This window comes from Variovorax sp. 05N34, assembly GCF_056397405.1.
In genome coordinates this window covers 251,274-273,857 of the sequence record NZ_JBFTNI010000002.1, presented here as the reverse complement: position 1 = coordinate 273,857, position 22,584 = coordinate 251,274, and the positions used below count along the sequence as shown (strand labels likewise).

Annotated in this window: 22 protein-coding genes; 17 read left to right on the top strand and 5 right to left on the bottom strand. The window is 65.7% G+C overall.

The annotated features are described in order from the left end of the window. Positions 1-20: 20 nt before the first annotated feature. From AC1DMA_RS05680 to AC1DMA_RS05670, 3 genes are all read left to right on the top strand, one after another. Entirely contained in the window at positions 21-1,187 is a 1,167-nt protein-coding gene (locus AC1DMA_RS05680; RefSeq protein WP_478143551.1) for a mandelate racemase/muconate lactonizing enzyme family protein, read from the top strand. Between the two features lie 50 nt (positions 1,188-1,237). Then, positions 1,238-2,212 (top strand): tripartite tricarboxylate transporter substrate-binding protein, encoded by a 975-nt coding sequence (locus AC1DMA_RS05675; RefSeq protein WP_478143966.1) that lies wholly within the window; start codon positions 1,238-1,240, stop codon positions 2,210-2,212. Between the two features lie 490 nt (positions 2,213-2,702). Beyond that, a complete protein-coding gene (locus AC1DMA_RS05670; protein WP_478143550.1) occupies positions 2,703-3,281 on the top strand; it encodes a YdeI/OmpD-associated family protein in 579 nt (192 codons plus the stop codon). Positions 3,282-3,306: 25 nt separating this feature from the next. Here AC1DMA_RS05670 and AC1DMA_RS05665 read toward each other — a convergent pair whose 3' ends face one another. Continuing rightward, a complete protein-coding gene (locus AC1DMA_RS05665) occupies positions 3,307-4,215 on the bottom strand; it encodes a LysR family transcriptional regulator (RefSeq protein WP_478124145.1) in 909 nt (302 codons plus the stop codon). Positions 4,216-4,565: 350 nt separating this feature from the next. On the opposite strand from AC1DMA_RS05665, the gene AC1DMA_RS05660 reads away from it, so the two are divergent. The 6 genes from AC1DMA_RS05660 to AC1DMA_RS05635 all read left to right on the top strand — a co-directional run bounded on the left by AC1DMA_RS05660 (position 4,566) and on the right by AC1DMA_RS05635 (position 10,379). Continuing rightward, on the top strand, positions 4,566-5,219 hold the full coding sequence (locus AC1DMA_RS05660) for a hydrolase (RefSeq protein WP_478143549.1): 654 nt from the start codon (positions 4,566-4,568) through the stop codon (positions 5,217-5,219). Between the two features lie 17 nt (positions 5,220-5,236). Continuing rightward, on the top strand, positions 5,237-5,509 hold the full coding sequence (locus tag AC1DMA_RS05655) for a DUF1427 family protein (protein WP_478124143.1): 273 nt from the start codon (positions 5,237-5,239) through the stop codon (positions 5,507-5,509). Between the two features lie 107 nt (positions 5,510-5,616). Next, entirely contained in the window at positions 5,617-7,509 is a 1,893-nt protein-coding gene (locus tag AC1DMA_RS05650) for an amidohydrolase (protein WP_478143965.1), read from the top strand. A gap of 1 nt (position 7,510) precedes the next feature. Further along, entirely contained in the window at positions 7,511-7,906 is a 396-nt protein-coding gene (locus AC1DMA_RS05645; protein ID WP_478143548.1) for a DoxX family protein, read from the top strand. Next, positions 7,899-9,524, top strand: coding sequence for an MFS transporter (locus AC1DMA_RS05640; protein WP_478143547.1), 1,626 nt, complete (start codon positions 7,899-7,901; stop codon positions 9,522-9,524). Before AC1DMA_RS05645 ends, AC1DMA_RS05640 begins: the two co-directional genes overlap by 8 nt. A 33-nt stretch (positions 9,525-9,557) precedes the next feature. Beyond that, positions 9,558-10,379 carry an alpha/beta fold hydrolase gene (locus AC1DMA_RS05635; RefSeq protein ID WP_478143546.1) on the top strand — a complete coding sequence of 274 codons (822 nt, stop codon included), beginning with the start codon at positions 9,558-9,560 and terminating at the stop codon, positions 10,377-10,379. A 31-nt stretch (positions 10,380-10,410) separates the two neighbouring features. Here the strand turns inward: AC1DMA_RS05635 and AC1DMA_RS05630 are convergent, their stop codons facing one another. The 3 genes from AC1DMA_RS05630 to AC1DMA_RS05620 are packed head-to-tail and all read right to left on the bottom strand — an operon-like array spanning position 10,411 to position 12,544. Continuing rightward, entirely contained in the window at positions 10,411-11,127 is a 717-nt protein-coding gene (locus AC1DMA_RS05630; protein ID WP_478143964.1) for a YoaK family protein, read from the bottom strand. A gap of 14 nt (positions 11,128-11,141) precedes the next feature. Further along, the gene (locus AC1DMA_RS05625) at positions 11,142-11,510 is read right to left on the bottom strand and encodes a nuclear transport factor 2 family protein (protein WP_478143545.1); all 369 of its coding nucleotides are present in this window, start codon (positions 11,508-11,510) and stop codon (positions 11,142-11,144) included. A 53-nt stretch (positions 11,511-11,563) separates the two neighbouring features. Further along, the gene (locus tag AC1DMA_RS05620) at positions 11,564-12,544 is read right to left on the bottom strand and encodes an AraC family transcriptional regulator (RefSeq protein ID WP_478143963.1); all 981 of its coding nucleotides are present in this window, start codon (positions 12,542-12,544) and stop codon (positions 11,564-11,566) included. A 116-nt stretch (positions 12,545-12,660) separates the two neighbouring features. On the opposite strand from AC1DMA_RS05620, the gene AC1DMA_RS05615 reads away from it, so the two are divergent. The 5 genes from AC1DMA_RS05615 (at position 12,661) to AC1DMA_RS05595 (ending at position 18,107) form a co-directional block, all read left to right on the top strand. Next, the gene (locus AC1DMA_RS05615; protein WP_478143544.1) at positions 12,661-13,893 is read left to right on the top strand and encodes an MFS transporter; all 1,233 of its coding nucleotides are present in this window, start codon (positions 12,661-12,663) and stop codon (positions 13,891-13,893) included. 13 nt (positions 13,894-13,906) lie between these two features. After that, positions 13,907-14,941, top strand: coding sequence for an NADP-dependent oxidoreductase (locus AC1DMA_RS05610; RefSeq protein ID WP_478143543.1), 1,035 nt, complete (start codon positions 13,907-13,909; stop codon positions 14,939-14,941). 141 nt (positions 14,942-15,082) lie between these two features. Next, positions 15,083-16,069: a tripartite tricarboxylate transporter substrate binding protein gene (locus AC1DMA_RS05605; RefSeq protein WP_478124689.1), complete on the top strand. Its 987-nt coding sequence runs from the start codon at positions 15,083-15,085 to the stop codon at positions 16,067-16,069. A gap of 28 nt (positions 16,070-16,097) precedes the next feature. Continuing rightward, positions 16,098-16,571 carry a tripartite tricarboxylate transporter TctB family protein gene (locus tag AC1DMA_RS05600; protein WP_478124136.1) on the top strand — a complete coding sequence of 158 codons (474 nt, stop codon included), beginning with the start codon at positions 16,098-16,100 and terminating at the stop codon, positions 16,569-16,571. 36 nt (positions 16,572-16,607) lie between these two features. Further along, positions 16,608-18,107: a tripartite tricarboxylate transporter permease gene (locus AC1DMA_RS05595; protein ID WP_478143542.1), complete on the top strand. Its 1,500-nt coding sequence runs from the start codon at positions 16,608-16,610 to the stop codon at positions 18,105-18,107. A gap of 19 nt (positions 18,108-18,126) precedes the next feature. Here AC1DMA_RS05595 and AC1DMA_RS05590 read toward each other — a convergent pair whose 3' ends face one another. Then, on the bottom strand, positions 18,127-19,071 hold the full coding sequence (locus AC1DMA_RS05590) for an AraC family transcriptional regulator (protein WP_478124134.1): 945 nt from the start codon (positions 19,069-19,071) through the stop codon (positions 18,127-18,129). A gap of 162 nt (positions 19,072-19,233) precedes the next feature. Here AC1DMA_RS05590 and AC1DMA_RS05585 point away from each other — a divergent pair, with 162 nt between their 5' ends. From AC1DMA_RS05585 to AC1DMA_RS05575, 3 genes are read left to right on the top strand one after another with little or no spacing between them, the layout of a single operon-like run. Beyond that, entirely contained in the window at positions 19,234-20,082 is an 849-nt protein-coding gene (locus AC1DMA_RS05585; protein ID WP_478143541.1) for a phytanoyl-CoA dioxygenase family protein, read from the top strand. Beyond that, positions 20,079-21,653: an AMP-binding protein gene (locus AC1DMA_RS05580; protein ID WP_478143540.1), complete on the top strand. Its 1,575-nt coding sequence runs from the start codon at positions 20,079-20,081 to the stop codon at positions 21,651-21,653. The genes AC1DMA_RS05585 and AC1DMA_RS05580 overlap by 4 nt, the downstream gene beginning before the upstream one ends. After that, on the top strand, positions 21,650-22,582 hold the full coding sequence (locus tag AC1DMA_RS05575) for a phytanoyl-CoA dioxygenase family protein (RefSeq protein ID WP_478124131.1): 933 nt from the start codon (positions 21,650-21,652) through the stop codon (positions 22,580-22,582). The genes AC1DMA_RS05580 and AC1DMA_RS05575 overlap by 4 nt, the downstream gene beginning before the upstream one ends. The last annotated feature ends 2 nt before the right edge of the window (positions 22,583-22,584 follow it).

Here is a 22,584-nt window from a genome sequence, read left to right as displayed (position 1 = left end):
ATACACATCAGGAGTCAAGAGTGAAGATTGTCGAGATCCGAGAGAAGACGATGCCGATCAGTTCGCCGATTCGAAACGCGTACATCGACTTTAGCAAGATGACGCTGAGCCTCGTCGCAGTCGTCACCGACGTGATCCGCAATGGCAAGCCAGTGGTCGGCTATGGCTTCAATTCAAACGGCCGCTATGGCCAAGGCAAGCTGATGCGCGAGCGCTTCATCCCTCGGATCATGGAAGCGGATCCTTCTTCGTTGATCGATGCGACGGGCGACAACCTCGACCCGCACAAGATCTGGAACACCATGTTCACCAACGAGAAGCCCGGCGGCCACGGGGAGCGATCGGTCGCCATCGGCACGATCGACATGGCCGTCTGGGACGCTGTCGCGAAGATTGAAGGGAAACCGCTTTTCCAGCTCCTTGCGGACCGATACGGCAACGGCAAGCCCAACCGCAAGATCTTCGTCTATGCCGCGGGCGGCTACTACTATCCGGGGCAGGACCACAAGAAGCTGCAGGACGAGATGCGCAGCTACATCGACCGCGGCTACACGGTCGTGAAGAAGAAGATCGGTGGCGCCTCCCTCGACGAGGACCTGCGTCGCATCGACTCCATCATGGAGGTGCTGCAAGACGGGCAGAAGCTCTGCGTCGACGCCAACGGCCGCTTCGACCTGGAGACGGCGATCGCCTACGCCAAGGCCCTGTCGCAATACGACCTCTTCTGGTATGAGGAGCCGGGCGATCCGCTCGATTTCGAGCTGCAAGCCGCCCTGCGCAATTTCTACAAGAACCCGATGGCCACCGGCGAAGACCTGTTCTCCATGCAGGACGCGCGCAACCTGATCCGCTACGGCGGCATGCGCCCGGATCGCGACTGGCTGCAGTTCGATTGCGCCCTCAGCTATGGGCTGGTGGAGTACCTGCGCACGCTCGACATGCTCAAGGAGCACGGCTGGTCGGCAAGCCGCTGCATCCCGCACGGCGGCCACCAGATGTCGCTCAACATTGCCGCGGGCCTTGGCCTGGGGGGCAACGAGTCGTACCCCGATCTTTTCCAGCCCTTCGGTGGCTTCCCGGACGGCGTGAAGGTGGAAAACAGCTTCGTCACGCTGCCCGACCTCCCCGGCATCGGCTTTGAAGGCAAGGCCGATCTGTATCGCGAGATGCAGGCCCTGTCGGCCTGAAGTTCAACAAAAAATACAGGAGACAAGACATGATCAATTCAACGCGTTCAATGCGCTCAATGCGCTTCATTGCCGGCGTGGCATTGGCCAGCGCCGCTTCCGTGGCCCTCGCTGAATTTCCGGACAAGCCGATCACGCTGGTTGTGCCGTTCGCCGCGGGCGGCCCGACCGACAGGATCGCTCGCGACCTTGCCGAGGCGCTCCGCAAGCCGCTGGGCCAGACCATCGTCGTCGACAACGTCATCGGCGCGGGCGGCACGATCGGTTCGGCCAAGGTAGCCAGAGCCACTCCGGATGGCTACACCCTACTGGTCAACCACATCGGCATGGCGACTGCGCCTGCCCTGTACCGGAAGCTGAGCTACAAGGTGCCTGACGATTTCGAGACGCTGGGCCTCGTCAACGAAGCGCCCTCGGTGGTGATTGGCAAGCCCTCGCTCCCGGCCAACAACTTTGCCGAGCTTCGTCAATGGATTGCAGCGAACGGGAACAAGGTGAACATCGCCAATGCGGGACTGGGATCCGCATCGCACCTTTGCGGCCTGATGTTCCAGAACGCGCTGAAGACCACCATGACGACGGTCCCCTACAAGGGAACGGCTCCCGCCATGACCGACCTGATCGGCGGCCAGGTCGACCTCATGTGCGAGCAAGCCGTCAACGCGGTGCCGCAGATCGAAGGCAAGAAGGTCAAGACCTATGGCGTGACGAGCCTGCAGCGCTTGCCGCTGCCGGCTCTCAAGGACACCGCGACGCTTTCGGAATCGGGCCTCAAGGACTTCGATGTGCAAGTCTGGCATGGGCTCTACGCACCCAAGGGAACGCCGCCGGCCGTGGTCGCCAAGCTGAACACTGCGCTCCGCGCCGCGTTGAAAGACCCTGAGTTGATCAAGCGCGAGGAGGCGCTTGGCCTGACCGTTGTGACCGACGACCGGCTCGAGCCGGCAAATCACAGGAAGTTCTTGGAAGCGGAGAAGAACCGCTGGGCGAAGGTGATCAAGGACGCTGGCGAATACGCGGACTGAATCCGACAAGAGCGAACCCTCGTTTGCTCTACACGGCAGGTGGACGTCTTGGCGTCCACCATCGCGCGGCTTTGGCATCGTACGAGCTTGGTTCAATTTCAATCGCCGAAGGCCGTCTTCGATGAGCCGCCAAGCCATTTCGTCTCCAGTGCTTTTCGCAAGACTGACGTCGAAGATCCGCCTGCGGCATCTTCAGCTGCTGGTCGCGGTCGATGAGTTCAAGAGTCTGCGGCGACGCGCGCGCTCGCGAGGTGGAAGCACTTCTGGACGGAGAGCTTTTCGACCGCCACCATCGAGATATGTCACGGATCCGCAGACTACTGGACCCATTATTGGAAGTCATATGCGAAGAACGAATGAGGTATTCGCTATTTGAATGCGGCTTTCCGAAACCGGGATTCGAGTGCGGTTCCAGCCTAGGAGTTAAGAATGACACCTCTTCCCAAACTCTCCTCCGTCAGTGCGACACGTACACTTCCCGCGATAACCGATGAAACCTACAGTGCCTGATCCACGTCGATTTGCAACTCAACGCGCCTTCGAGTCTTGGCTTCGGAAGAACTGTTCGACATCCGACGGCATTTGGCTGCTCATTGCGAAAGCGGGTGCCGAGAAGGCGACCGTCACTTACCCGGAGGCACTGGAAGTGGCGCTTTGCTTCGGCTGGATCGACGGGCAGAAGAAGTCTGTTGACGCACAGCACTGGCTGCAGCGCTTCTCACCGCGACGTGCGCGGAGTTTGTGGTCGAAAGTCAACCGCGCGAAAGCGGAGGCGTTGATCGAATCGGGTCGAATGCAGCCCACTGGAATGGCCGAGATCGACCGAGCCAGAGCCGACGGGCGATGGGACGCAGCCTACGCCGGCGCGCGAACGGCGGTGGTGCCGCCTGATCTGCAGACTGCACTCGACGCCCAGCCCGAAGCACTGGGTTTCTTCACCCAACTGGACAGCGCGAACCGCTATGCCGTGCTGTGGCGGATCGAGACTGCCAAGAAGCCCGAGACACGTTCCCGTCGGATCGAAAAGCTCGTGGCGATGCTGGCACGAGGCGAGAAGATCCACGGCTAGAGCGCGTCCCGCAGGCACCTTGGCATCACACTGATTTCGGCAACAAGGCGGGCACCAACTGCCGGTTCAGCTGCTTCACCCACCATTTGAGGGCCTCCCCCATCACGCCGTTCTTCCAGCCGAGCCAGAACGCCTCGGGCGGGCGCGGTTCCTCGGTCTGCAGCTCGACCAGCGTGCCACGTGCCAGTTCGCCGCCGATGCAGGCGCGCGGCAGAAAACCATGCCCGAGTCCGGCGACCTGGCAGGCCACCTTGGCGGCCATCGAGGGCACGGCGATCCGTGGCTGTCCCGCGAGCAGTCCGACCGTGCGTTCGGACAGCGTTCGCGCGCTGTCGCTCACCACGATGGCGTTGTGCTCCAGAAGGTCGCCGCGCCCCAGTGGCCGCTTGACGCGCGTCAGGGCATGGGTGGGCGCGACACAGAAGGCGAAGTCGAGGCTGCCCACCATCACTGCCTCGTAGCCGCCGCCCGCAGGCCCTTCGCCCGCGGCGATGACCACGTCGGCACGGCCCTCGCGCAGCGCCTCCCAACTGCCGGTGAGCGCCTCGCAGCCGATGCGCAGCCGCGTGCCGCAGCGCAGGGCCTCGAAGGCGCGCACATCATCGATGAGCGCCACTGTCGGGATCAGCGAGTCGTGCACCAGCCGCAGCTCCGATTCGAACCCGGTGGCGATCTGCCGCATGCGCGACTCGAGCTCGCTCGCAGCTCCCAGCAGCCAGCGCCCCTCCTTGAGCATTTCGCTGCCGGCGGCGGTCAGCGTCACGCGTGGGCCGTTGCGCTCGAACAGTTGCATACCGAGTTGATCTTCGAGCTTGCCGACCGCATAGGAAATCGTGGAGGGCACCTTGTTCAGGCGCACGGCGGCGGCCGCGAACGAGCCGTGGCGGTCGATGGCGTCGACCACCTCGATGGCTTCCAGGCTGAGCTTGAGCACGCGGGGGTTCCTTGGCGATGAACAGGTTTGTCGGGCGATGTTCGAAAAATTCGCTCATAGAGGCCTAAAAGTTTCGCCGAAGGGCCACGCCTCCGGCCCGAAGATTCATTCCGTCACTCGGAAATCCTCCGGGCGCCAAGAGTGAATTCAATCGAACTCGAACATCGCAAAGGAGCGAATCATGCCGGAAATCCGCCGCAGTGGCCTCCGCACTTGGGCGCACCGGCACATGAAACTGTCTGCCCTTCGAGGGTCGGCGAACGTCCAAAACATCTGATTAATCGACAAGACACGCACCCTTGCTAAAACGAGGATGCATGCCCACAACCCGTTCAACACCGAGTTACTACATGTCCATCCAAGCCACCCCGACCGCCGGCGCCAAGCTCCTCACCCCCAAGGACCACATGCTGGTCATGATCGACTTCCAGTCGCAAATGGCCTTTGCCACGCATTCGATCGACGCGGTCAACCTGCGCAACAACGCGGCGCTGGTCGCGAATGCCGCTGCCGGCTTCGGCGTGCCGACCATCCTCACCACCGTGGCCGAGAAGAGTTTCTCGGGCCCGATGTTCAGCGAAATCACCGATGCCTTCCCGGGTCAGAAGATGCTCGACCGCACATCGATGAACACCTGGGAAGACGCGGCCGTCATCGCACGCGTCAACGAAATCGGCAAGCCGCGCATCGTGCTGTCGGGCCTGTGGACCGGCGTGTGCATCGTCGGGCCTGCGCTGTCGGCCATCGACCAGGGCTTCGAGGTGTTCGTGATCGCCGACGCGTGCGGCGACGTGTCCGCCGAGGCGCACAACCGCGCGATCGACCGCATGGTGCAGGCTGGGGCGCGGCCCATGACCTCGCTGCAGTACCTGCTCGAACTCCAGCGCGACTGGGCCCGCACCGACACCTACGAGCTGACCACCGGCATCGCGAGGAAGTTCGGCGGCGCCTACGGCCTGGGCGTGACCTACGCCAAGACCATGTTCGGCGCGCACGAAGGCTGAGCGGGTTGGTGATCAAGATGAAGCCCTACGTTCTGTCGCTTGCGCTCGGCCTGCTGGTCGGCGTGATCTATGCGCTGTTCCAGGTGCGCTCGCCGGCCCCGCCGGTCATTGCGCTTGTCGGACTTCTGGGGATCCTGCTCGGCGAGCAGATCCCGCCGCTCATCAAAAGCGTGCTCAAGCCCGACGCGGTGACCACCTCGTGGCTGCACCACCAGGTCAAGCCGCATGTGTTCGGTGAGCTGCCGCAATCCGAGAAGGCGGCCCCGGCCGCCACGGCACGCAAGACGTGATGAGCGATTCTTTCGACGAACAACGCCGCCGGCTGTGCCTGGGCACACTCGGCGCTGCCATTGCTGGAACGGCGATGGCCCTACCCGATGCTTCAAGGAAATCCGACATGGCGGGAGACGACACACCCGATCTGATTCTTCACAACGGACGCTTCACCACGCTGGACCGAGCCAACCCCGTGGCCAGCGCCGTGGCCATCAAGAACGGACGCTTCCTGCGCGTCGGCCGCCGTGAAGACGTGCTGCCGCTGGCCGCCAGCGGAACCCGCGTGATCGATCTGCAAGGCAAGACCGTGTTGCCGGGCCTCATCGACAACCACCTGCACATCATCCGCGGCGGACTCAACTACAACCTCGAGTTGCGCTGGGACGGGGTGCGCAGCCTGGCGGACGCCATGGGCATGCTCCGGCGCCAGGTTGCGATCACGCCGGCGCCGCAATGGGTGCGCGTGGTGGGCGGCTTCACCGAACACCAGTTCGCCGAGAAGCGCCTGCCGACCATTGGCGAGCTCAACGCGGTGGCGCCCGACACGCCCGTGTTCATCCTGCATCTGTACGACCGCGCGCTGCTCAACGGTGCAGCGTTGCGCGCCGTGGGCTACACCAAGGACACGCCGGCGCCGCCCGGCGGCGAGATCGTCCGCGACGGCGCAGGCAACCCCACCGGCCTGCTGCTCGCAAAGCCCAATGCGTCCATCCTCTACGCCACGCTGGCCAAGGGCCCGAAGCTGCCGCTGGACTATCAGGTCAACTCGACCCGCCACTTCATGCGCGAGCTCAACCGGCTGGGCGTGACCGGCGCCATCGATGCGGGCGGCGGCTTCCAGAACTACCCCGAGGACTACCAGGTGATCCAGCAGCTGGCCGATGCCGGCCAACTCACCATCCGTCTGTCCTACAACCTGTTCACGCAGAAGCCCAAACAGGAAAAGCAGGACTTCCTGAACTGGACGGCCACCTCCAGGTACAAGCAGGGCGACGACTACTTTCGGCACAACGGCGCGGGCGAGATGCTCGTGTTCTCCGCGGCGGATTTCGAGGACTTCCGCCAGCCGCGTCCCGACATGGCGCCCGAGATGGAAGGCGAGCTCGAGGAGGTCGTGCGCGTGCTCGCGCAGAACCGCTGGCCATGGCGCCTGCACGCCACCTATGACGAGACCATCGACCGCGCACTCGATGTATTCGAGAAGGTCAACCAGGACACGCCCCTGGCGGGCCTGAACTGGTTCTTCGACCATTGCGAAACCATCTCCGAAAAGTCGATCGACCGCATCGCGGCGCTGGGCGGCGGCATTGCCGTGCAGCACCGCATGGCCTACCAGGGCGAGTACTTCGTCGAGCGCTACGGCGCTGGCGCGGCCGAGGCCACGCCGCCGGTCAAGCGCATGCTGGAGAAGGGCGTGAACGTTTCGGCTGGCACCGACGCGACGCGCGTGGCCTCGTACAACCCGTGGGTGTCCCTGTCGTGGCTGGTCACGGGCCGCACCGTGGGCGGCATGCAGCTCTACCCGCAGCGCAATTGCGTGGACCGCGAGACCGCGCTGCGCATGTGGACGGAAAAGGTGACCTGGTTCTCCAACGAGGTCGGCAAGAAGGGCCGCATCGAAGCCGGCCAACTGGCTGACCTGATCGTGCCCGACCGGGACTACTTCGCGTGCGCTGAATCGGACATTGCAGACACCACGGCGCTGCTGACCATGGTGGGCGGCAAGATCGTCTACGGCGCCGGCCCGTTCGCCTCACTCGACGAAGGCACACCGCCCGCAGCCATGCCCGACTGGTCGCCCGCACGCACCTTCGGCGGCTATGCAGGTTGGGCCGACACGAAGGAGGGCGCACCGATGCAGAAGGTGCTGCGCAAGGCTGCAGCGGACTGCGCCTGCGCCAACACCTGCAACGTGCACGGGCACCGGCACGCCACCGCATGGAGCAGCAAGCTGCCGATTGCCGACCTGAAGAGCTTCTGGGGCGCGCTCGGTTGCGCCTGCTGGGCGGTCTGAGATGCGCTGGACCCTTTCACCCGCGCTGCGCTGGATCGCCTTGCTGCTGCTGTGCGCTGCCTACCTGCAGGGCGGCTTCAACAAGGCCACCGACTTCGCGTCCGCCGTTGCCGAGATGAACCACTTCGGCGTGTCTCCCGCGGCGCCGATGGCCATGGCCGTCATCGTGCTGGAACTGGGTGCCTCGGCCCTCATCCTGACGGGCTTCTACCGCTGGCTGGGCGCCCTGGCGCTGGGCGCGTTCACGCTGTTCGCCACGTTCGTGGCGCTGCGCTTCTGGGAAATGCCGCAACCCGAACGCTTCATGGCCGCGAACTCGTTCTTCGAGCACCTCGGGCTGGTCGGCGGCTTCCTGCTGGTGGCGTGGCATGACTTGAAGGCGCGCGCGAATGGCTGAGATCACCGACTCCCCGACTCCTGCAGTCTCTGCAGAACCCGCAGGTTCCGCGAAGGCTGCGAGCGGCTTTGCGCCGCTGCGCCAGCCGGTGTTCGCCGTGCTGTGGACCGCCACCGTGTTCGGCAACATCGGCAGCTTCATGCGCGACGTGGCCAGTTCCTGGCTCGTGACCGATCTTTCGGCCAGCCCCACCGCGGTGGCGTTGATCCAGACGGCGGCCACGCTGCCGATCTTCTTGCTCGCCATTCCGGCGGGCGTGCTCTCGGACATCCTCGACCGCCGCCGCTTCCTGATCTTCGTGCAGCTGGTGCTCGCGAGCGTCAGCGGCACGCTGCTGGTGCTCTCGCACACGGGCTCGCTCACTGTCCAGTACCTGATCGCGCTGACCTTCGTGGGCGGCATCGGTGCGGCGCTGATGGGGCCGACGTGGCAGTCGATCGTGCCCGAACTGGTGCCCAGGTCCGACCTGAAGAGCGCGGTGGCATTGAATTCACTGGGCATCAACATCGCGCGATCGATCGGGCCTGCCGCGGGCGGGCTGATCCTTGCGAGCTTCGGCGCAGCCCTGACCTACGGCGCCGACGTGCTGAGCTATGTCTTCGTCATTGCCGCGCTGATCTGGTGGAAGCGCCCGGCCGCGGTGGACAGCGGGCTGTCGGAGAACTTCCTGGGCGCCTTCCGGGCCGGCTTGCGCTACACGCGCGCCAGCAAGGAACTGCACCGCGTGATGCTGCGTGCGGCGGTGTTCTTCCTGTTCGCGAGTTCGGTTTGGGCGCTGCTGCCGCTCGTGGCGCGTCAGATGCTGGGCGGAACGGCCGGCTTCTACGGCGTGCTTCTGGGGGCGGTGGGCGCAGGCGCCATCGCAGGCGCGCTCGTCATGCCGCGCCTGCGCGCGCTGCTCGACGCCGATGGCCTGGTGCTGCTGGCGTCGGTCATCACTGCCAGCGTTATGGCTGCGCTGGTGTTCGCGCCGCCGAAGTGGCTGGCCTTGCTGCTGCTGTTGCTGCTGGGCCTGGGCTGGATCATTGCGCTGACCACGCTCAACGGCGTGGCGCAGGCGATCCTGCCGAACTGGGTGCGCGGTCGCGGACTGGCGGTGTACCTCACCGTGTTCAATGGCGCGATGGCGGCTGGCAGCCTCGGCTGGGGCCTTGTGGCGCAGGCGATCGGGGTGCCGTACACACTCGTGGCGGGCGCTGCCGGCCTCCTGGTCGTGGCGCTGCTGTTCCATCGTGCGAGGCTGCCTGCGGGCGAGTCGGACCTGCAGGCATCCAACCACTGGCCCGAGCCGCTGGTGACCGAGCCCGTCGCGAACGACCGTGGCCCGGTGATGGTGCAGATCGAGTACCGCATCCGCAAGGAAGACCGCCCCGCATTCCTCGACGCGATGAAGCGCCTGTCCCTGGAGCGCCGCCGCGACGGTGCCTATGCCTGGGGGGTGACCGAGCACACAGGCGACGCCGAGCGCGTGATGGAGTGGTTCCTGGTGGAATCATGGGCCGAGCACCTGCGCCAGCATCACCGCGTCTCGCACGCCGATGCCGATCTGCAGAGCGAGGCTGTGCGTTTCCACATCGGGCCCGAGAAGCCGGTGGCGCATCACTTTCTTTCGCTCTGATCCTTCGTTCCCCTTCACTTCACAGAAAAATCCATGACCACTCTCACCTTGCGCGACGGCACCGAGCTCTACTACAAGGACTGGGGCTCGGGCCAGCCCATCGTCTTCAGCCACGGGTGGCCCCTGAGCGCCGACATGTGGGACGCCCAGATGCTGTTCTTCGCTGAGCGCGGCTACCGCACCATTGCCTTCGACCGCCGCGGCTTTGGCCGCTCGAGTCAGCCCTGGACCGGCTATGACTACGACACCTTCGCCGACGACATTGCCGAGCTGATCGAGAAGCTCGACCTGAAGGATGTGGTCCTCGCGGGTTTTTCGATGGGCGGCGGCGACGTCACCCGCTACATCGCGCGCAAGGGCTCAGCGCGCGTCGCCAAGCTTGCGCTCATCAGCGCCGTGACGCCGCTTTTCATGAAAACGGCCGACCATCCGGTGGGCCCTGATGCTTCGCTGTTCGCCGGCATCCGCGCCGGGCTGGCCGCCGATCGTCCGCAGTTCCTGGACAACTTCAGCACACTGTTCTACGGCACCAACCGCCCCGGGGCGAAGGTGTCGCAGGGCGTGTTCAAGCAAACGCTGCAAATCGCGCTGCAGGCTTCGATCAAGGCCACCATCGACTGCGTGACGGCGTTCTCTGAGACCGACTTCCGCCCCGACATGGCAAAGATCGACGTGCCCACGCTCGTGATTCACGGCGACGATGATCAGGTGGTGCCGATCGAGGCGACGGGAAAGCTCGCAGCGCAAATGATCAAGGGCGCCCAGCTCAAGGTCTACGCTGGTGCGCCGCACGCCACCTGCAACACCCACGCCGATCAGGTCAATGCCGACCTGCTGGCGTTCATCCAGGGCTGACGCTGCTTGCGTCCGCAAGGGCGCGCCAGCTCTACAGGTGAGGCACCGAGACCGGCGGCGCCGCTGCCGCCTCGCCCTCGTGCGTGCCGCGTTGCAGCAGCACCGAACATGCGGCCAGCACAGGCGGCACCGCAAAGCACCACACGTTCCACCGCATGAAGATGAGCGCGGCTGCCGCGCAGCCCGCGGCGAACCAGGCCACCGCCGCGGCCATGCGCCGCATGCGAGCCCGCGCGGCGGCGGCTTCTTCCGGTGGCTGCCCGCCGCGCAGCAGGTCGGCCAGGTCGATCATCACCTGTGTCGTCGTGCCGGTCATCAGCGTCGTGGGGGGCGCGCTGCCGAGGTGGATGCGGTGCACGGCGTTTTGGATCGCCATGGCTGATACCAGCACAAGGCCAGCGAGCATCGCCATCGCGCTGTCGCCATCCGGGAAAGGGCCGAAGCGAATCGCGAGCACACCGCCCACCAGCAGCAGGGCCGTTTTGAGCACCAGCATCGTGCGCAGCTCGGGGAGCCCCAGCCCCGGGAGGCCATAGCTCAGCCAGCGCGCGAGCACCACCACAGCGCAGAACACGGGCAAGGCCAGCAGCTTGGTGAGGGCGCCCGAGCTTCCATGCACAAATGCCGCGCCGATGGTCACGAAGTTGCCCGTCACATGGGCCGTGAACAGGCCATGCAGCGCGAGGAAGCCGGCTGTGTCCACGAAGCCGCCGTTGAGGCTCATGAGTTGGGGCAGGGTGGGTTTCATCAGCACGAGACGCTCTACTTGGGGATTCTCTGCGCGGGGTCGTAGAAGAAGGTTTCCTCGACGATGCGTTCGTCCTGCCAGCGCTGCCATGCGACTTCCTCCATGTGGGTGCGCGTGCCATCGAGCCAGTCGAACTCGAAGATCCAGCGAATGGCCACGTGGTCGCCGCTGACCATCACGGGTCTCACGCAGTGCGAGCGAATGGCCTTCGTCTTCTTGAGGATCCCGCGCTCGTTGGCGATTGCCTGATCGCGGCCGACCCGCGGCGCGGACTGGTTTTCGTACATCACGACGTCGGGAGCATAGAAGGCCTCGACGGCCTCCGCGTGGGTGTTGGCCTCGACGAGTGCGACGAAGCGTTCAATGGTCTCTGGCGTAGGCATTGGGCAGGACTTTCGATGAAGAGGACGATGAAGAGGAGTAAGAGGGCACCGAATCAGATCGCGCGCTGAAAAGCTGAAGGCTGCTGCGCCCCGCGTGCGGCGCTCGGGGAGTGCCCGACGATCCGCTTGAACGCGCGGCTGAAGGAGGCCTCCGAGTCATAGCCCAGTCGATCGGCCGCCACGGCCACGCGCACGCCGTCGTTGGCAATCCAGCGGCGGGCTTGCGCCATCTTCAGCTTGGCGACGTACTTTGCCGGACTCTCGCCCACCGTGGCGCTGAAGGCTTCGGCAAAGCTCGAGCGCGACGCGCCCATCAACTTGGCCAGCGTCGGCACGCTCCAGTCGCGCGCCGGGTCGGCATGGATGGCGGCCAGCACCTTGCCGACCTTGGGGCACTGCACGGCGGCGATCCAACCCGTGGAGTCGCTGCATTCGCACTCGACCCATGCGCGGATGATGGTGGCGGCCAGCACGTCCGCCATGCGCGCGAGGATGCCGCAGGCGCCAATGCGGTCCAGCGCGATCTCGCGCTCCATGGCGTTCAGCAGCACGGGCACCGTGGGATCCTTCTTGGCAAGGTCGCCCGCGCGCATGACGTCCGGCATCATCGCCAGCAGTGGGTGCAGCGGGTCTAGGTTGAAGCGCATGGCGCCGCAGAACATCACGTCGGCGGGCGCTGCGTCGTTGCGTTCGTCGGCTCCGCGCACTAGGTAGATGTTGTCGGAAACGGGCACGCGCCCCAGCGAACCGATGTCCAACGCGGGCACCTTCGGGTCGCTGGCCAGCACATGGGCGCTGCCTCTGGGCAGCAGCACCGCGTCGCCCGGGTTGAGCTGCAGCCAGCCAGTCGACGCGGTGTGCAGCCAGCAGGCGCCGTGCGCGACGAAGTGAAACCGCGCATCGCGCTGCGCCGGGAATGCGATGGCCCAGGGCGCGTGCATCAGGCAGCGTCCGTATTCCACACCGTCCAGGCGCAGGTCCAGCAGGATGCGCGTGAGCATGTCGAGGCTTCCGGTGGAGTCGGATCGGTCCATCGGCGCATCACGCGATGAGTTGGAGAAATCGTCAAGCATTTCGGATATTCAGGTATGGGATCGCCGGGATGGTATTCCTACACTTTCTTGTCTGCTTCCAACAACCGAATGACCTTGTGCCCTCTTCATCTTGCTCAGAATGCATCGCAGCCGGCGCGCAAGCGCCAGCGCTTCTTGCCACCTCTCCCAACACCGAAGCGTCGGCTCGTTGGCCCGCAGTGGCTTCGCTCGCGCTCGGCGTGTTCGGGCTCGTCACCGCAGAGTTCTTGCCCGCGAGCCTGCTGACGGCCATCGCGAATGACCTTGGGGTAAGCAACGGTGCTGCGGGCCAGGCCGTCACCGCCACCGCGCTGGTCGGTGCCGTGGCCGCACCTGCCATCCCGCTGCTCACCCGCCGCTTCGATCGCAAGTCGGTGCTGCTGGCGTTGATGGTGCTGCTGGTGATCTCCAACGTCCTGGCGGTCACGGCGCACAGTCTGCCTGCGCTGCTGGTCGCGCGCGTGCTGCTGGGCGTGGCACTCGGCGGTTTCTGGTCGATGGCCGCGGCGCTCGCGATGCGGCTGGTCCCGGAGAACCTCTTTGCGCGTGCGATGTCGCTCGTGCTCACCGGCGTCTCGGTGGCCACCGTCAGCGCCGCGCCCATCGGTGCGTGGATGGGCGCGATGTGGGGCTGGCGCAGCGCGTTCATGGCTGCAGGCGTGGTCAGTGTGCTGACGCTCCTCGTGCAGGTCCTCACGGTGCCGTCGCTGCCTCCGCGCGACAACCCGAACCTGCGCGTGCTGGGCCAGTTGCTGCAGCGCTCCGGCGTGCGCGTTGCGCTGCTGGCCGTGCTGCTGGTGATCTCCGGCCACTTCGCGGGCTTCACCTACATCCGCCCCTTGATGGAGAACGTCACGCATCTGTCGGTCAGCGCGATCTCCGGCGTTCTGCTGGCCTATGGCATCGGCGGCTTCTTCGGCAACTTTGCGGGCGGCTTCATCGCCGAACGCAGCGAACGCCGGGCGATTGTGTCGGGTGCGGCGCTGATCGTGGCGATGGCCGCGAGCTTGTGGGTGGCCGGCGATTCGTTTGTCGTCACGGCAGGCGCCATTGCGCTGTGGGGCTTCGCGTTTGGCGCGTTCCCCGTGGGATTCCAGACCTGGATCGTGCGTGTCGCGCCGGACCAGGCCGAGGGCGCGGGCGGCTTGCTGGTGGCAGCGTTCCAGATCGCCATTGCGATCGGCGCGATCGGCGGCGGCATGCTGGTCGACCATGTCGGAGCGCTCGGTGGGCCGATCTTTGCAGTCGTGGCTGTCGCTTTGGGTCTGCTGCTGACGCTGCGTTTTGGACCTCGGCCGGCGATCGCTTGATCTCGAACTCGACATGTCATCCATGAATTCAGTCAACCGTCGCATCGCGCTTGCTGCTCATCCGCGCGGCCTGCCGACACCGCAAGACTTCCGCATTCAGACCGAGGCTGTACCGAAACCAGCCGAGGGCCAAGTGCTGCTGCGGACGCTCTACCTTTCCGTCGATCCCTACATGCGCAACCTGATGGAGGCCGTTGGGCCGGGCTATGCGCCGCCCGTCGCGCTCGGCGCCACCATGGTCGGCGGCACAGTCAGCCGCGTGGTGGCGTCGCGCAACGCAAAGGTGCCGGTGGGTGAACTGGTGCTGGCGAACGCCGGCTGGCAAGACAACGCGTTGTCAGACGGCGGCGACCTGCTGGCCCTAGGCGACATGGCGCAGCCTTCGTTCGCGCTGGGCGGCCTCGGCATGACGGGCTTCACGGCCTATGTGGGCCTGCTCGATATCGGCAAGCCCAAGGCGGGCGAGACGGTGGCCGTGGCGGCGGCGACCGGTGCTGTTGGGGCTGTGGTCGGGCAACTGGCCAGATTGAAAGGCGCGCGCGTGGTCGGCATCGCGGGCGGCGCGGACAAGTGCCGCGCCGCGGTGGAGGTGCTTGGCTTCGATGCCTGCGTCGATCGGCATGACCCGCGCTTCGCAGAGCTGCTGACCCTGGCATGCCCTGACGGCATCGATGTGTACTTCGAGAACGTCGGCGGAGCGGTGTTCGACGCCGTCTTGCCGTTGCTGAACATCGGCGCGCGCGTGCCCGTATGCGGCTTCATCTCGCACTACAACGATGCCGACAAGCCGACGGGCCCTGATCGCCTGCCGGGCCTGATGTCCAAGCTGCTGGCCCGGCGCATCCACATGCAGGGCTTCATCATCCTCGACCACTACGGCGAGCGCTTCGACGCATTCCGGCGCGAGATGGGCGCCTGGATCGCCGCCGGTCGCGTGAAGTTGCAGGAAGACGTCGTCGACGGACTGGAGCAGGCACCCGACGCACTCATACGGCTGCTGCAGGGCGGAAACTTCGGCAAGGTGGTCGTGCGCGTTGCGCAAGATTGACCTTGCCTCATTTCCGGCGGCCCGCGATCCTGACCACAGGCTGATCACGGCCGCAAGGCGTAATTCGCCCTAGTGCTCTTTAGCGAAAACAGTGCGAGAAATGGGTTGCCTAGGCTCAAAAAGGAGACACCCAAGATGACGATGCACGTCCGTTCTCGCCGTTCCCTTGTCCTGCATGCGCTTGCCGCTGGAATGATCGTGTTGGCTTCCGGCACGTCCGCGCTGGCCCAGACCTATCCGACCCGGCCGATCACGCTCATCGTGCCTTGGGGCGCTGGTGGCGGCACGGATGCCACGGCGCGCATCGTCGCGAGTCTGCTCGAGAAGGAACTGAACCAGCCGGTGACCGTGGTGAACCGCACCGGCGGCAGCGGCGTGGTGGGCCATGCCGCCATTGCCTCGGCACCGCCGGATGGCTACACGATCGGACTCGCAACGGTCGAAATCGGCATGATGCACTGGCAAGGCTTGACCGAGCTTTCAGGTGCGTCGTACACGCCCATCGGGCTGGTCAACGCCGATCCGTCGGCGATCGAGGTCCGCGCCGACGCACCCTACAAGAGCGTGACTGACCTGCTCGCGGCCATCAAGGCGAATCCGGGCAAGCTCAAGGCATCCGGGACAGGGCAGGGCGGCATCTGGCATCTCGCGATTGCCGGCCTGCTGCGCGACCAGAAGATCGACCCGGCGGCCGTTGCATGGGTACCCAGCAATGGCGCGGCGCCCGGCCTTCAGGACATGGTGGCCGGCGGCATCGACATCGCGCCGGTCTCCCTACCCGAAGCGCGGCCGCTGATCGACGCGGGCAAGGTCAAGAGCCTGGCCATCATGAGCGACAAGCCGTCGGCGCTGTACCCCAACATCCCGACGCTGAAGTCCGTCACGGGCAGCGATTGGACGATGGCCGCCTGGCGCGGCATCGTCGCTCCCAAGGGCATCCCGCCGGAGGTGCGCGATCGCCTGGGCGCCGCGGTGAAGAAAGTCGCCGCCAGCAAGGAGTACGGGGACTTCATGGCTTCGCGCGGATTTGGCGTCGTCTACGCGGATCCCGAGGCTTTCGGAAAATACATGGCCAAGTCGGACGCCGAACTCGGCGCGACCATGAAGGCCGTCGGTATCGCGAAATGATGCGCCCTGGCCTCTGCCCGGTGACGTCATGAAATTGAACGACGCGGTTTTCGGCTGCGTCCTGCTGGCGCTGGGGATCGCGGTACTTCTGGTGGTGCAGAGCTATCCACCCATCCCCGGCCAGCAGGTCGGACCGGCGCTGTTCCCGGGGCTGATCGCTTTCGCCCTGTGCGTGTGCGGCGCGGCGTTGACCATCAGTGGCTGGCGCAGGCGCCATGACACTGGCTGGTTCAAGCCCGGGGATTGGGTGAAGTCGCCCAGGCATGTGGTGGCGTTCTGCGCAGTCATCGGCAGCGTGCTGTTCTACATGGTGGCCGTCGACAAGCTCGGCTTCCTGATCACGGCCACCTTGCTGCTGACGGCTGTCATGTCGGCATTGCGCGTTCCGCCGTGGCGCTCGTTGCTGGTGGCGGTCATTGCGACGCTGCTCATCCACGCCGCGTTCTACAAACTGCTTCGCGTTCCGCTGCCATGGGGCCTGCTCACGCCCTACGCCTGGTAGGCCGCCCGCAACAACGCCACCGAGGATCGAACACGCATGTCGACAGCTCTCGCGCAGGCTTTTGCCATGGTGTTCGACCCGTACACCGTGCTGGTCATGATCGCTGCATCGCTGTACGGGCTCTTCGTGGGCGCGGTGCCGGGGCTCTCCGCGACCATGGCCGTGGCCTTGCTGGTGCCGGTCACTTTCTTCATGGCGCCGATTCCTGCCATTGCCGCGATGGTGACGTCCACCGCGATGGCCATCTTCTCCGGCGACATTCCCGGTTGCCTGCTTCGCATCCCCGGAACGCCTGCCTCGGCGGCTTATACCGATGAGGCTTTCGCCATGACCCGCAAGGGCCAGGCCGAAGTCGCTCTTGGTGCGGGCCTGGTGTTCTCGGCCGTCGGCGGTCTCTTCGGCACCGCGGTGCTGATCGTGGCGTCGCCTGCGCTGGCCGACTTCGCACTCAACTTCAGTTCCTTCGAGTACTTCTGGCTCGTGTTGCTGGGCCTGACCTGCGCCGTGTTCATCACGTCGGACCGGCCGCTCAAAGGCGTCGTGACGCTCATGCTCGGCTTGCTCGTGGCGTGCGTGGGCTTGGGCAACCCGGCTGGCTTTCCGCGCTTCACTTTCGGCAACGCCGAGATGACTGGCGGCATCGGCATGATCCCGATGATGATCGGCATGTTCGCGATTTCGGAGGTGATCCGCTATGCCGTCGACACGCTGCCGCCGGCCGAGTTGGTGGTCGAGAAGGTCGGCAGTGTCCTGGCGGGCCAATGGGCGCTGGCAAAGAAATACCCGCTTCAGATCTTGCGCGGCAGTGCGCTGGGCACGGTCGTCGGCGCATTGCCTGGTGCCGGTGCCGACATCGCGGCCTGGATGTCCTATGCGATGAGCAAGAAGTTGTCCAAGGAGCCGGAGAAGTTCGGCACTGGCCACGTCGAGGGCATCGTCGAATCGGGCTCTGCGAACAACAGCGCCTTGGCGGGTGCGTGGATCCCGGCATTGGTGTTCGGCATTCCGGGAGACTCCATCACGGCGATCGTGATCGGTGTGCTCTACATGAAAAACCTCAACCCCGGGCCGACCCTCTTCACCACGAACCCGCAGAATATCTATGCGGTGTTCATACTTTTCATCGTGGCCAACCTCATCATGATCCCGCTCGGGATCCTGTGCATCAAGGTGTCCAAGCGCATCCTTCGGGTGCCGCGCAACCTGCTGATGCCGCTCATCCTGATCTTCTGCATCGTCGGCGCGTTTGCCATCAACAATTCGCTCTTCGACATCGGCGTGATGCTGGTCGCCGGCATCGTTGCCTACTTGCTCGAGGAGAACGATTTCCCGATCGCTCCGGCCATTCTGGGCGTGGTGCTGGGCGGCATGCTCGAAGAGAACTTCATCACGTCAATGATCAAGTCCGACGGCAATCTCCTGGGCTTCGTCTCGCGTCCGATCGCTGCTTCGCTGGCAGTCTTGTCGGTGCTGATCTGGGTTGTTCCGGTGCTTCGAGGACTGCGGCGCAAGCGTTCAGTCCAGGCTGCGGCCTGACAGGAACGTACGCCTACTATCAAATGCACCCGCGGGCCTGGCTAGGCGTCTGGCCAAAGCGGGCGCGATAGGCCCGATTGAAGGTGGAGACTTCGTCGAAGCCCCAGTCGGCGGCAATGTCCGCGATGGGCCGCTTCGGTTGTTCCTTGAGCACTCGATGGCATTCATCGAGGCGGCATTGCCGCAGGTAGCCGCTGAAGGTGTGACCGAACTCGCCGAGGATCTTGAAGAGATAGCTGCGCGAAATGCCGAGTTCGGCGCACGCCGCGTCCGGCGTGAGGCTGCGGTCGGACAGGCGGTTTCTCATCAGCGCGAGGATGCGGTCGCGCATCTCGCACCGGAGCCTGTCGGCGCGGGTGTCCGGTTTTTCCGACACTTGTGCGCGGGACAACAGGTCGCTGCAGTGCCCCACCATCAGTGACTGCACCTGCAGCAGGTCCTGCGAGGGCAGTTCGTGCACCAGCCGCATGTAGTTGGCCAGAATGCGCCCCGTGCCGCCGTCGCCCGTCAGCACGGGCGACACAAGGCGCCCACGACGGCCGAGTCGCGGCCGCAAGAGCGCGTCATCGATCTCGATGCAGAACATGCTGAAGCTCGAGCGGAAGTCGACTTCCCATGTGGACGCGCAGTCGACCACGTAGATGTCGCCGGGTCCGGCCCGCAGCGCGCGGCCATCTTGTCGGACCACCACCTCGCCGGCGCGCATCAGGTTCACGAAGAAGGGCGCGCTTTGCTGGCGCGCGAGGCCGCTGCTCGAGAGCCGGACTTCATGCGCTTCGGCCGTGATGGTCGAACTGCGCAACTCAGGAAGCATGAGGCCGTCGATGCGGCCCTTGAAGCCGGGCGCTTCGGCGCGTTCGGGCTCGAGGGGTACGTAGGCGTCGCAGATGGCATCGCGCCAGTAGGCGAATTGCTCGCCAGGCCGGACGATCTGAGTGCTGCGGTGATAGGACGAGTCGTTCATGGGTCAACTGAAGGAGCGCGCCGATCATGCCAGCACCTGCGCTCATCGTCACGCATGGACCGTGGACGCTTTGCACGTTCGCCGTGGACGCTGCGCTCTGGCCCTGGCGGCCGGCCCGGGCAACGATAGGCACCCTGTTCGACAACGATGGAGACAACGCCGATGGCGACATCCGAGCAAATGGACGAGTGGCTCGCCTCATTCGAGCGTGAGGGCTTCGTCGTGCTGCCCGAGATCATTCCGAGATCCCGTGTGCTCGCCCTCACCGAGGCCTTGCTCCGGGTGGAGGCCGAGCACGGCTTCGGCTATGCCAAGACTTCATTCGAAGGGCTCAAGACCGTCCGCATCAACAACCTGCTGGTGCACGACGAGCTGTTCTGGACGGTGCCGCTGCAGCCCGAAGTGCTCGGGCTGGCCGAGCGGCTGCTCGACCGCGAGTTGCTGCTGTCGTCGCTGTGCTCGCTGACGCTCGGCCCCGGCCAGGAGGCACAGCCCCTGCACGAGGACACGCAGCAGATCCCGCTGCCGCGCCCGCGCGGACCGCTGGCCATCAACGCGATCTGGGCACTGAGCAATTTCACATCGGACAACGGTGCCACGCATATCGTTCCCGGTAGCCACAAGCAGCCCAGTTCGCCGCCCTACGGTGCCGAGATCGAGACGGCGCAGGCGACCATGGAGGCCGGCAGCGTCATGCTGTTCGACAGCGCGCTCTGGCACAAGGGCGGCGCCAACACCACGTCGATGCGGCGCTATGCGCTCTCGTGCTATTACTGCGCGGGCTGGCTGCGCCAGCAGGAAAACCTGCAGCTGGGCATACCCGCAGACGTGGCGCGGCGTCTCCCGCGTCGGCTGCAGGAGCTGTGCGGCTACAGCATCTACAAGGGCCAGTACGGGCACATCGACAACAAGGACCCGATCACCCTCCTGGGCAACGAAAGCGGCCGGCGCACGGTGTGGGAAGCCAGCGACCTCAAGAAGCGGCGCGAGGCCGGCCCGGACTGCAAATGACGCGAATCGATGGAGAGACGGCCGGCTTGCCGTCTGTGCCGGAATCGGTCGTGCACTTGCTGCGCGATGCCGCCGCCGAAGCGCCTGAGCGCCCGGCGCTCAGCTTCGAGGGCGTGCGCCTGAACTATGGGCAGTACGCCGGACTCGTGGGCGCGGTCGCGCGACGGCTCGGCGCGCGGGTGCGGCCCGGCGACCGGGTCGCGCTGGTCATGCGCAATTCGCTCGACCTCGCGGTCGCCACGTTTGCGGTGCATGCGTTGCGCGCGCAAGTGGTGCCGCTGAATCCAGGCTACAGCGTGCGCGAGATCGCCCACATGCTCGGAGACGCGGACCCTTGCATGGTGCTGTTCGACCAGAGCGTGACGATCGACCTGCAGGCACTGCGGCCGGCGCTGCCCCGCGAGGCCCTGTGGTGCACGGGAGACGGCAGCGGCTTCGTCGCACTGCAGGCAGAGGCCTGCGCGCTGCCGGCCAAGCTTCCCACGCACCAGGACTTGGCCACCCTGCAGTACACCGGCGGGACGACCGGGCTGCCCAAGGGCGTGAACATCCTGCATCGGCAGCTCGCCTTCAACATCGCGCAGCGCGAAGCGTGGCTGCCGACCCGGCGGGGCGCCGAGATCGTGCTGTGCACCATGCCGCTGTTTCATGTGTCCGCGGTGTCGATGTCGCTGCACCTGTGCCTGTACGCGCACGGCGAATTGCTGATCCATCGCCGCTTCAACGCCAAGGCGGCGCTGCAGGCGATCGCGGACCATCGCGTCACGCTGATGTCCGCAGCACCCACGATCTTCTACGACATCCTCAAGCAGCCCGGCCTGCCGCGCGAGGCGCTGGCCAGCCTGCGGGCTTGCTTCTCGGGCGCCGCACCATTGCCGCGCGAGACGCTGATGCGCTTCGAGCAGGCGACCGGCTGCGCAATCTACGAGGGCTATGGCATGAGCGAGGCCGGCCCCTGCCTGGCCTTCAACCCGATGCACCGCGAACGCCGGCCGGGTTCGGTGGGCCTGCCGGTGCCCGCCTGCGAGCTTGAAGTGGTCGACGTGGAAGACGGCGCGACGCCGTTGCCACCCGGGCAAGCCGGAGAGATCCGCGTCCGCGGGCCACAGGTGATGGCCGGCTATCGCAACCTGCCCGAGCTGACGGCCCGCACGCTGCGCGATGGCTGGCTCTATACCGGCGACGTCGCACTGAGGGACGACGAGGGCTACGTCTACATCCAGGGCCGCAAGCACGACACCATCAACGTCGCGGGCTTCAAGGTCTACCCGATCGAAGTCGAGCAGGTGCTGCTGTCCCAGCCCGAAGTGGGCGAGGCGGCCGCGTTCGGCGCACCCGACGAGCGCATGGGCCAGGTGGTGCATGCCTGGGTCACGCCGGCTCCCGGCCATCGGCCCGACGTGCAGCGTCTGCTCGATCACTGCGCCGCGCAGCTCGCGGCCTACAAGGTACCGCGCCGCGTCGGCATCGTCGAACGGCTGCCGCGTACCAGCGTCGGCAAGCTGGCGCGCAACACCCTCGAACCCGTCGCGATCTCCCCGCTTCCTCCAAGGACTCCAAGGACACCATGAAGACCGAACTGAACCTGCAGGCCCTGCAAACCCAACTTGCCGAAGAAGGCTACGCCGTGATCGAGAACGTGCTCGATGCCGCGCAGCTCGCGCAAGCGCGCGAACGCGTGGCAGAGGTGATGGCCCATGAGCTTGCAAATCCGCTGGCACCCGACAGCGAACAGCACGACGACGACGCGGAGATCCTCGCCTATTACAAGAAGCACTACACGGTGAGCGACGCCGAGGCGCAGCGCATGGTGGCGCGCATCCACCAGTACCGCCGCGACAACGCCGACACGCGCTGGCCCGTGCCGATCCACAAGGTGTCGAAGAACTTCCTGCACCTGCCCACGCTGTTCGACAACGACCAGTCGCAACGGGTGTGGAACCTGCTCGACAAGGCGCCCGACCTGATCCCTCTCATCGAGCACCCGGTGGTGCTGCCGATGGTGCGCCACGTCATGGGGCAGGACTGCAATCTGCACGACTTCCAATCCACCAGCATCGGGCCGCGCACCGGCGGCGGGGCCTGGCACGTCGATGCGCCGCTGGGCCAGATCGCCGAGCCGCTGCCCGAGTTTCCGCTGACGCTGCAGAACGTCTGGATGCTCGACGACTTCACCGCCGAGAACGGCGCCACCCGCGTGATGCCGCGCAGCCACAAGCTGCGCAAGTCGCCGCCCTGGGGCAGCGATCCGCTCGAAGGCGAAGTGACCCTCACCGCGCCGGCAGGCTCGGTGGCGATCTGGCTGTCGAACACCTGGCACCGCTCCGGGCCGAACCACACCGATGGCCAGCGCCGCGCGATCCTTTGCAACTACAACGTCTCGTGGCTGCGCCTGTTTGCCGACTTCACCAGCACGCTGCCGCCTGAAGTGGTGCCCACGCTGTCGAACGACGCGCGCTACCTGCTCGGCTTCGGCGCCCGCGCGCCGCTCACGCGCTGATC